The sequence below is a fragment of the Phenylobacterium sp. genome, from assembly GCF_030693805.1.
Taxonomy (GTDB): Bacteria; Pseudomonadota; Alphaproteobacteria; order Caulobacterales; family Caulobacteraceae; genus Phenylobacterium.
The window spans coordinates 1-8,864 of record NZ_JAUXZW010000229.1; the positions used below are offsets into that span (position 1 = coordinate 1).

At 67.1% G+C, this 8,864-nt stretch carries 12 protein-coding genes; 7 read left to right on the forward strand and 5 right to left on the reverse strand.

Translation table 11 applies throughout. The features are described 5' to 3' along the window. The first annotated feature begins 2 nt into the window (after positions 1–2). The 4 genes from Q8M88_RS08830 to Q8M88_RS08845 all read left to right on the forward strand — a co-directional run bounded on the left by Q8M88_RS08830 (position 3) and on the right by Q8M88_RS08845 (position 3,402). On the forward strand, positions 3–947 hold the full coding sequence (locus Q8M88_RS08830) for a DNA topoisomerase IB (RefSeq protein WP_305596470.1): 945 nt from the start codon (positions 3–5) through the stop codon (positions 945–947). A 143-nt stretch (positions 948–1,090) separates the two neighbouring features. After that, positions 1,091–2,704 carry a M10 family metallopeptidase gene (locus Q8M88_RS08835; RefSeq protein WP_305596472.1) on the forward strand — a complete coding sequence of 538 codons (1,614 nt, stop codon included), beginning with the start codon at positions 1,091–1,093 and terminating at the stop codon, positions 2,702–2,704. A gap of 102 nt (positions 2,705–2,806) precedes the next feature. Beyond that, entirely contained in the window at positions 2,807–3,007 is a 201-nt protein-coding gene (locus Q8M88_RS08840; protein ID WP_305596474.1) for a hypothetical protein, read from the forward strand. An 80-nt stretch (positions 3,008–3,087) separates the two neighbouring features. Further along, entirely contained in the window at positions 3,088–3,402 is a 315-nt protein-coding gene (locus tag Q8M88_RS08845; RefSeq protein WP_305596476.1) for a polyhydroxyalkanoic acid system family protein, read from the forward strand. Positions 3,403–3,404: 2 nt separating this feature from the next. Here Q8M88_RS08845 and Q8M88_RS08850 read toward each other — a convergent pair whose 3' ends face one another. From Q8M88_RS08850 to Q8M88_RS08860, 3 genes are read right to left on the reverse strand one after another with little or no spacing between them, the layout of a single operon-like run. Next, the gene (locus Q8M88_RS08850; RefSeq protein WP_305596478.1) at positions 3,405–4,034 is read right to left on the reverse strand and encodes a DUF1190 domain-containing protein; all 630 of its coding nucleotides are present in this window, start codon (positions 4,032–4,034) and stop codon (positions 3,405–3,407) included. Positions 4,035–4,092: 58 nt separating this feature from the next. Then, on the reverse strand, positions 4,093–4,509 hold the full coding sequence (locus Q8M88_RS08855; RefSeq protein ID WP_305596480.1) for a DUF350 domain-containing protein: 417 nt from the start codon (positions 4,507–4,509) through the stop codon (positions 4,093–4,095). A gap of 16 nt (positions 4,510–4,525) precedes the next feature. Beyond that, complete coding sequence (locus Q8M88_RS08860; RefSeq protein ID WP_305596482.1) at positions 4,526–5,170, reverse strand: DUF2491 family protein; 645 nt, start codon at positions 5,168–5,170, stop codon at positions 4,526–4,528. 96 nt (positions 5,171–5,266) lie between these two features. Between Q8M88_RS08860 and Q8M88_RS08865 the strand changes: the two genes are divergently transcribed. Genes Q8M88_RS08865 through Q8M88_RS08875 form a run of 3 tightly spaced genes read left to right on the forward strand, consistent with a single transcriptional unit; the run spans position 5,267 to position 7,878 of the window. After that, complete coding sequence (locus Q8M88_RS08865) at positions 5,267–5,932, forward strand: YjfI family protein (RefSeq protein ID WP_305596484.1); 666 nt, start codon at positions 5,267–5,269, stop codon at positions 5,930–5,932. A gap of 17 nt (positions 5,933–5,949) precedes the next feature. Beyond that, positions 5,950–6,708 carry a PspA/IM30 family protein gene (locus Q8M88_RS08870; RefSeq protein ID WP_305596486.1) on the forward strand — a complete coding sequence of 253 codons (759 nt, stop codon included), beginning with the start codon at positions 5,950–5,952 and terminating at the stop codon, positions 6,706–6,708. Between the two features lie 6 nt (positions 6,709–6,714). Then, entirely contained in the window at positions 6,715–7,878 is a 1,164-nt protein-coding gene (locus tag Q8M88_RS08875) for a glutathionylspermidine synthase family protein (protein WP_305596487.1), read from the forward strand. 56 nt (positions 7,879–7,934) lie between these two features. On the opposite strand, the gene Q8M88_RS08880 is transcribed toward Q8M88_RS08875, so the two are convergent. Next, a complete protein-coding gene (locus Q8M88_RS08880; protein ID WP_305596489.1) occupies positions 7,935–8,150 on the reverse strand; it encodes a hypothetical protein in 216 nt (71 codons plus the stop codon). A gap of 90 nt (positions 8,151–8,240) precedes the next feature. After that, positions 8,241–8,771: a YkgJ family cysteine cluster protein gene (locus Q8M88_RS08885; protein ID WP_305596491.1), complete on the reverse strand. Its 531-nt coding sequence runs from the start codon at positions 8,769–8,771 to the stop codon at positions 8,241–8,243. Between the last annotated feature and the right edge of the window lie 93 nt (positions 8,772–8,864).

Here is an 8,864-nt window from a genome sequence, read left to right on the forward strand (position 1 = left end):
GCCTGACGCGCGTGGGGTCGGGACATAACGTCGGCTACCGCGACGCCGATGGAAAGCCGGTGCGCGATGAGGCGACCCTGGAACGCATTCGCAAGCTGGCCATCCCGCCCGCCTGGACCGATGTGTGGATCTGCCCCAGCGCGCACGGGCACATCCAGGCCACCGGCCGCGACCAGCGCGGGCGCAAGCAGTACCGATATCACGCAGACTGGAAGGCCGGCCGCGACGGGGCCAAGTACGACCGCGTGATCGCCTTCGGTCGCGGGCTTCCCCGTCTTCGCGCTCGCGTCGAGGCCGACCTGGCCAAGCGCGGCCTGCCGCGTGAGAAGGTGTTGGCCGCCGTCGTGCGGCTGCTGGAGTTGACCCTGATCCGCGTCGGCAACGATGAATATGCGCGTGCGAACAAGAGCTTCGGGCTGACAACGCTACGCGATCGCCACGCCAGCGTCAGCGCCACCGGCGCGGTGTTCGAGTTCCGCGGCAAGAGCGGCAAGGTGCATCGCACCGGCTTTCGCGACCGTCGCCTCGCCCGCATCGTCAAGGCCTGCCAGGACATCCCCGGCCAGCGGCTGTTTCAGTACATCGACGCCGACGGCCAGCGCCGGGCGGTGGAGTCCGCCGACGTCAACGCCTACCTCCGCGAGGCGATGGGCGAAGACTTCTCCGCGAAGGACTTCCGCACCTGGGCCGGCACCCTGGCGGCGGCCCAGGCCCTGTTGAGCTGTCCAGAATGCGCCAGCGCGAGCGAGGCCAAGCGCCACGTGAACGTCTGCGTGAAGGCCGTCGCCGGCCTGCTGGGCAACACCGCGGCGGTGTGCCGCAGCGCCTACATCCACCCGCTGGTGATCGACGCCTATGAACGCGGCGCGCTGCCGCTGAAAGCTAGCGGATCGCCTCGCGCCTTCGAACTTTCGGTGCTGCGCTTCTTGGAAGCCGCCCGCCCCTAATCCTCCCGAGGCCGGCGAAACAGCGTTAAAACTTCATGAAGTCAGTGACTTGAGCGCGCACGCGTTTAAGCCTCCTTCACCAGTTGCGGGCAATTTGCGGCGTGCCGGCCCTTCAGGGGGCCCGGGCGAACGCAAGGAGCCCCATGGCCGCCCCCTCTCCCACCGTCGTCGTCGCCGCCCTGCTCGATCCCACTGACTGGTGGGGAGGCTCGACGGTCACCTACAGCACGGCGACGCTCGGAAGCGTCTGGACCGGCTATAGCTCCAGCGGCGAGCCGTTCAGCTCCGGCTACCAGGTGCTGAACACGCTGCAGTCGGCGCGGGTCGGCGTCGCCGCCGAGGCGTGGGATGCGCTGATCCGCCTGAACCTCAACCAGACCAACGACCTGATCCAGCCCGGCCAGATCCGCGTCGGCTTCAGCAACGTCGACGACAATTCGGACGAAGATATCTGGGGCTACGCGATGATGCCGCCGGGCTCCGGCGGCACGGGGTCGTCGCGGGCCGGCGACATCTGGATCGACGCGGCCAAATCAGCGACCGCCTTCACCGACGGCAGCTACGACTACACCGCGCTGATCCACGAGTTTGGCCACGCGTTGGGGCTGAAGCATCCGTTCGAGGACGGCGCGACGCTGCCCGGCGACTACGACACCCGCCGTTACACGGTGATGAGCTACACCAACTACACCGACGACGTGTACCGCACGGCCGAAGCCACCGCGACCGGCGTGCGCACCGTCGTCAAGGCGATCTACGCGACCACGCCTATGGTCTATGATGTGGCCGCCATCCAGGCCCGCTATGGCGCCGACACCGCCACCGCGGCCGGCGACACCACCTACACCTGGTCGCAGTCCCAGCCGATGATGCAGACGGTGTACGACGCCGGCGGCGTGGACCTGATCGACCTGTCGACCCACACCCGTTCGTCGATCATCGACCTGACGCCGGGGGCCTATTCGTCGATCGACTACTTCTCGGCCCAGGCCCAGGCCGCCTACTGGACGAGCCTCTATCCCTGGGCGGCCAGCTTCATGTCGCAGCAGTTCGAGCAGGCCTCGACCTACACCTGGTCGAACAACCTGGGCATCGCCTTCAGCACGGTGATCGAGAACGTCCAGGCGGGCTCCGGCGCCGACACCGTCACCGGCAACGCCGCGGCCAACAATCTGAACGGCGGCGCGGGCGACGACAGCCTCGAGGGCGCAGACGGCGACGACTACCTGCGCGGCGCCGACGGGAACGACCGCATCGTCGGCGGTTCCGGCTTCGACGACATCAACGGCAACATGGGCGACGACACCGCCAATGGCGGCCTGGGCTCCGACTGGGTGGTCGGCGGCAAGGACCGCGACCTGCTGTTCGGCGACGATGGTGACGACATCGTCTACGGCAACATGGGCAATGACACGCTGAACGGCGGCGCGGGCGACGACATCATGCGCGGCGGCCAGGACGACGACACCCTGTCGGGCGGCGCAGGCGACGACTGGCTGTCCGGCGACCGCGGCGCCGACACCCTGAGCGGCGGCGCAGGCGCTGACGTCTTCCACGCCGGCCCTGGAACCGGACTGGATCGCATCCTCGACTTCAGCCGCGCAGAGGGCGACCGCGTGCAGCTCGATCCCGGGACGGCCTACACGCTTAGCCAACAGGGCGCGGACGTGGACATCGATCTCGGCCAAGGCGATCACGTGCTGCTGGTCGGCGTCACGCTGAGTTCGCTGGGATCTGGGTGGATCTTCGGCGCCTAAGCAATAGGCGCTGGAGACGCCCTGGGCTCACATCATAAAAACTTCGTTGGACGGCGTTACGCGACTGCTCGCTAGGATTGAGCGGGAACAAGGAAACGCCTCATGCAGATTCTCTCTTTACCGCCGTCGGTGACACTCGGTCCGACCATCGTCGGGGTCTCGGTGCTGACCCCGGACGGGGCCACCGTCCAGGTCGACCTGCCCAGGCCCAAGGGCCTGCACGACATGCCCGAACATGAGATAGAGGCTCGCGCCCGCACGCTGGCCAAGGCGGCCCTGATGAGCGCCGCGCAAAGTCTGTAGAGGTCTCGCCGAACCGCCGTCGCGTCTCCATATGGACCTGAGCGACCGCAGAGTCGTTGATCCGTAGACGAGGCTTCGCGATGACCAAGAGCATTACGATCTCCATCCCCCACGAACTCGGCAAGGCCGAGGCGCGGCGGCGGATCGACGACGGCTTCAGCCGGCTGACCAGCCAGTTCGGCGGCGCCGCCTCGAACGTCGAAAAGGTGTGGGAGGCCGACCGGCTGAGTTTCTCCCTGCGCGCGCTTGGTCAGGCGATCAGCGGCCGCATGGACGTCGAGGACGCGCTGGTGCGCCTGGAGGTCGACGTTCCGGCCTTCCTGGCGATGATCGCCGACAAGCTGAAGGGCCGCCTCAAGAAGGAAGGCCAGCTGCTCCTCGAGAAAAAGAAGTAGGCCTAGGCTCCGTAGCTGCGCCCGCTGTAGCTGTTGGCGCTCATCCGCCCGCCGAAACCGCCGCGCGACAGCACCGAGGTGCGGGTCTGCACCTTGGGCGGCGCCTGGCGGATCGCGTCCGGGGGATCGATGCCGCGCGCCCCCACCTGTGTGCGCCCGGTGGCGTAGTCCGTTTGCACCCGCCCGCCGTAGGGCGTGTAGTAGCCGCCGTCGCGCTGGTCGCGATAGAGCGCCGAGCCGCGGAAGCCGCCATTCATCATCTGGCCAATGACGAACCCGGTCAGCAGCGGCGTGAAGAAGCTGCCCCCCTGGCCATTTCTCGGCACGCACTGGCCGGCGCCATAGACCTCCTCGCAGGTCGCCTGTTCGGCGTAACGCGGCGCCGCCTTCTCCTGGTCCTGGATGGCGACGCGCGCGCCGTCGTCGCAGGCGGTGTCGGGGATCTCGTTGGCGTCCTTGCAGGCCTGCAGCGTGGCGTAGGTGTAGGCGTTGACCATCTCGCCCTGTTCGGCCTGCTGCACCTGGGCCGACGGCGCGGTCCAGGTGTTGCCGGCGTCCGGTCCGCAGGCCGTCAGCGACACTCCGGCTCCGGCCATCAGGCTGGTGATCACCAGCTTGCGAGAACGTTTCATCCGACGTGGTTGGACAGCTTGAAGTTCTTCGTCACGGGTCATGCGCTTCGGGCCTCCCTCACGACGTCATGCAGGCGGCGTTGAGAATGCCGACCGCCACCGAGATCGACAGCAGATAGACGCCCGACGCCACCTCGCCACGGACGATCCGCTCGGAAACGTCCGGCAGGGCGATGCGGCGTACGCCCCAGAAGGCCAGGATCTGGATCACGCCGGCCAGCAACGCCCACACCGCGAACTCGATCAGCGAGTGGGTCTGCGACAATGCCGAAGCCAAGGGGATCACATAGCCCAAGATCGCACCGCCCAGGGCGATGGCCGCCGCCACATTGCCCTCGCGCAATAGCTGGCCCTCCTTGTAGGGCGTGATGAGCTGGTAGATTCCCTTGAAGGCGAGCGTGAACAGCCCCGCGGTCACAAACGCCAGCACGAAGGCCAGCGCCCCGGAGCTGAACTCGAACACATCGATCGCCATGCTTGGTTCCTTCGGCTCAGGCGCTGAATTCGGCGAGATCCAGCGGCACGCCGATCATCACCTCGTGTGTCAGGTCGCCGCCCTCCGGCTCCTGCTCGATGGCCAGCAGCAGCTCGCGAGCATCCCCCGGCAGGGCGCGCGCGAACAGCATGCAGGTCTGGTAGATGCGCCGGCCTTCGCTGGCTGCGCGGTCGTCGTGGATCGTCTCCCAGAAGCTTACCGGATCCTGGGTCTCGTCGGCGTCGCCGAACCAGAAGCGCTGATAGTTCGGCAACCCCTCGTCGGTGAAGGTGCGCCCTTTCAGCCGATCCAGCCAGATGCGCTGCGCCGCAGGCGTCGCCGGATAGACGCTGGACCAGGGAATGAACACCGTGTGGTCCTCGCTCATCTGGCCTTCACGATCGGCGCTGACCACCTGAAACATCACATGATCATCGGTGTAGAAGCGATGCACGAAGCCATCCGTCCCCATGTCGATCAGACCCTGCGCGGTAATGTGCAGGGTGTCGCTGTCCAGACGGAAGTGCGCGTCTGCGCCCAGCCTGCGCCAGGCCAGCGGATCGAGCCGCAAGCTGCGGCCGATGGTGATGTTGCGCACCACCGGCAGAGCGGATCCGCCGCTTTCGACGCCGCGCCGGCGTCCGAACAGGCGATCGAACATCAATCGCGCTCCTGAGGGTGGCGAACGGGTCTCATGGGCAGGATATCGGCTGGTGATTGCACGGCTGCAATCATACATGTATGCATACCATGAACAATGCCCAGCCACTCAGCCACATCCTACGCCATCAGCGCCGCCCAGCGAACCCGCGCCTGGAGAGCGGAGCGAAAACGGCTGGGCCTGGTAAAGCTGGAAATCTGGGCGCCGGAAGCGGCCAAGGCCGACATCCATGCCGCCGTCCGCGCGATCGTCACCACATCCAGCCGCGGCCCCGCGCTGATCGCCAACCCTTCTCCCCACCAAGGAACCTCTCCCATGGACCAGGTGATCGACACGGATTGGACCGTGAAGACGCTGACCGACGCCCTGCAGACCTCGGTCCTGGCGCGCCCCGGTGAAATGACCGTGCGGCTGATGGAAGGCGCCGAACCCGTCATGCAGGTGACCATGCATGAGCACGGCGACCTGCCGATCTATGTCAGCGTCGGCGCCGAGCAGATCGTCGTCTCGGCCCTGCTGTGGCCGACGGACGAGCAACCCGACCGCAACGCATTCAACGAGTTCCTGCTGAAAGCTCAGAAGCTCGTGCCCCTGTCGAACTTCGGCATCACCACGGTGGGCGGTCGCGACTACTATGAGCTGTTCGGCGAACTGGCGTGCAAGACCACCCTTCAGACCGTGCTGATCGAACTGCGCATGCTGGCCGAGAACGCCATCGAGGCCGCCTCCGACCTGCGCGACACCTTCACCGCCGCCGCCTAAGCGAGAGGACCCGCCCCATGTCGATGTGGAGCAAGATGTTCACCCTGTTCCGGGGCGCGGCGCACGAGGCCGGAGCCTCGGTGGTCGACGCCAACGCGCTGCGCATCCTGGACCAGGAGATCCGCGACGCCGACACCGCGCTCGGCAAGGCTCGCGACGACTTGGCCGCGCTGGTCGCGCGCCGTCGGATCCTGGAGAAGGAGCTGCAGAGCTTCCGCGATCAGGCCCAGCGCTACGAAGGCAGCGCCCGCGCCGCGCTAGCCAAGGGCGACGAGGCCCTGGCCCGCGAAGTCGCCCAGCGCATCGCTGAACTCGAGCAGGAAACCACCCTGAAGGAGCCGCAGGTCGGCGAGATGCGCAGCGCCGAGGAACGCCTGCACCAGATCATCGCCGCCACGCAGCAGCGCGTCGAATCCCTGCGCCGCGAGATCGACGTGGTGAAGGTCAACGAGTCCGTCCAGCGCGCCCAGGCCTCCGTCGCCTCGCAGGGCGCGGGCGCCACAGCGTCCCTCGGTTCCGCGGCCGACAGCCTGAAGCGCATCAAGGAGCGTCAGGCGATCCGCGACGAGCAGTTCAAGGCCGCCGCCGAGATCGAGGACCGCCGCACCGGCGCTGACCTCGACGCCAAGCTGCGCGCCTCCGGCATCCTGCCCGGCCAGTCCTCGGCCGACGACGTGCTGGCCCGCCTCTCCGCCCCCTCGACGCCGCCGCTGCAGATCGAAGCCCCCGCCCTGCGCATCGAGGCTCCGGTCGAGCGCAAGGCGCAGGAGGACTAGGACCCCTTGCGCCGCTTGGAGCTGGCCGAACGCGCGGGCTGGCGGGGCAAGGCCGACAGCCTGGGCTTCACCTTCCACCACATGGACGGACGCCGTTACTGGGACGAGCGTGCGGCCTACGCCTTCACGCTCGCCGAGATCGAAGATGGGCTGGAGACGCCCGCCGCCGAACTGCACGCCATGTGCCTGGAGGTGGTGGCCGAGGTGGTGAAGAGCGAGCGACTGATGGAACGCCTCGCCATCCCTGAGGCCGCCCGCGACTATGTCGCCGACAGCTGGGCCGCGCGCGCGCCTTCGCTCTACGGCCGCTTCGACTTCGCCTATGACGGCAAGGGTCCCGCCAAGCTGTTCGAGTACAACGCCGACACGCCGACCAGCGTCTATGAGACCGCCTCGTTCCAGTGGATGTGGCTGGAGGATCTGATCGCCGAGGGCCGGTTCCCGGCAGGCGCCGACCAGTTCAACAGCCTCTACGAGAAGCTGAAGGACCGCTTCGCCGCCATTTTCCCGGCCGGCGGATTCGTCCACTTCGCCAGCGACGCCGACGTGGTCGAGGATCGCCAGACCGTGCGTTTCCTCGAGGACATCGCCGCCCAGGCCGGCGTCGAGCCGAAGTTCACCGCCATGCAGTCGATCGGCGTCGACGCCGACGGTCGCTTTGTCGACGCCGACAACTACATCATCGGCGCGATCTTCAAGCTCTACCCCTGGGAAGAGATGCTGCGCGAGCCGTTCGCCGAAAGGCTGGCGGCGTCAAAGACCCTGTTCCTAGAGCCGGCCTGGAAGGCCATCCTGTCCAATAAGGGCCTGCTGCCCCTGCTTTGGGAACGTCACGCCGGCCATCCAAACCTGCTGGCCGCCTATTTCGAGGACGACCCGAAAATCGCCGAGCTCGGCCGCTCCTATGTGCGCAAGCCGCTGTTCTCCCGTGAAGGCGCGAACATCGAACTCGTGGACAACGGCCGCCGCGCGCCCGTCCTTGATCAGGGCTACGGGGCCGAGGGCCACATCCGCCAGGCGCTGCATCCCCTGCCCCGCTTCGGGACCGGCTATCCGGTGATGGGCGTGTGGATGGTCGGCGACGAGACAGCGGGCCTGGGCGTGCGCGAAGACCGCAGCCGCGTGACCAAGAATCTCTCCCGCTTCCTGCCCCACGTGATCCTGGACTGACCGCTCTCCGACGCCAGTCGGGACACCAGCGGCCTGTCAGCGCGCAACTCGCGAGCCTAAGCGTCCGCCTCGTAGCGGATCTTGCCAATAAGCTCGCCTTCGAGATCGTGGATGCGGACCTCGGCTGGCTCGCCGACGCTTGCGGCCTGTTCCGCCAGTTCGCGGGCCTTCTTCTCGGCCTTGCCGCCGGCCAGGAACATCAGCGGATTGAAGCCGGGATCCTGGTCCACCACCCAACCGCCCTGGGTGGCGGTGACCGTGATCAGTTTCATAACTCTACTCCTGCGCCCGACAGATCATGGATTGCGCGCCGGGTGAGGTACGCAAGTTTCACGACATGTGTTCGTTCGCGGGTGGTGAAACTAGGGCCCGGGAATCACAGTCGCGTCAGCGACGTCGCTCAACACCATGGCGAACGGGACGCGCGCGCCGTCACGGTCCGCATAGCCGCTGATGATCTTGTGCGAGGGGTCGACGAGGCCGAGGTCGATGTCCTGGTCGGGGAATACGACGGCGCGGCGATCGCCGGTGCTGATCAGCAGTTCGTAGCCGTCCGCCGCGCGTTGCGACATCGCCTTGATCCGCGAATAGAACGGCTCACGCCGCCAGGCCAGCGGATCTGAGGGGTCGACGACGACCGTCAGCCTGCGCCCATCCTGCTCCGTGAACAGCACCAGATGCGAGCGGTCCGGAAGCCATCGCTCGTCCAGCCCCGGCGAACTCAGCCACAGGCAGTTGAACGTCGCGCAGGCCGCGGGCCGGGTTTCATAGACGCTGCAACCCCGTCCGCGATGAAAATGCCCGCACCACGAACCGGCCGGTTTGTCGATCGCCTCGACGCCCAGCAACTTGCAGCACAGGCTGCAGTCGCCACAGGATCTGCCTTCGTCCATCGCCGTGTCCGTGCAAACAGGAACCCACAGCATACGGATCGATTGTGACGGTTCGTGCGCTCAGTCCGCCGAGGGCGCCGGCCAGAACGGCTT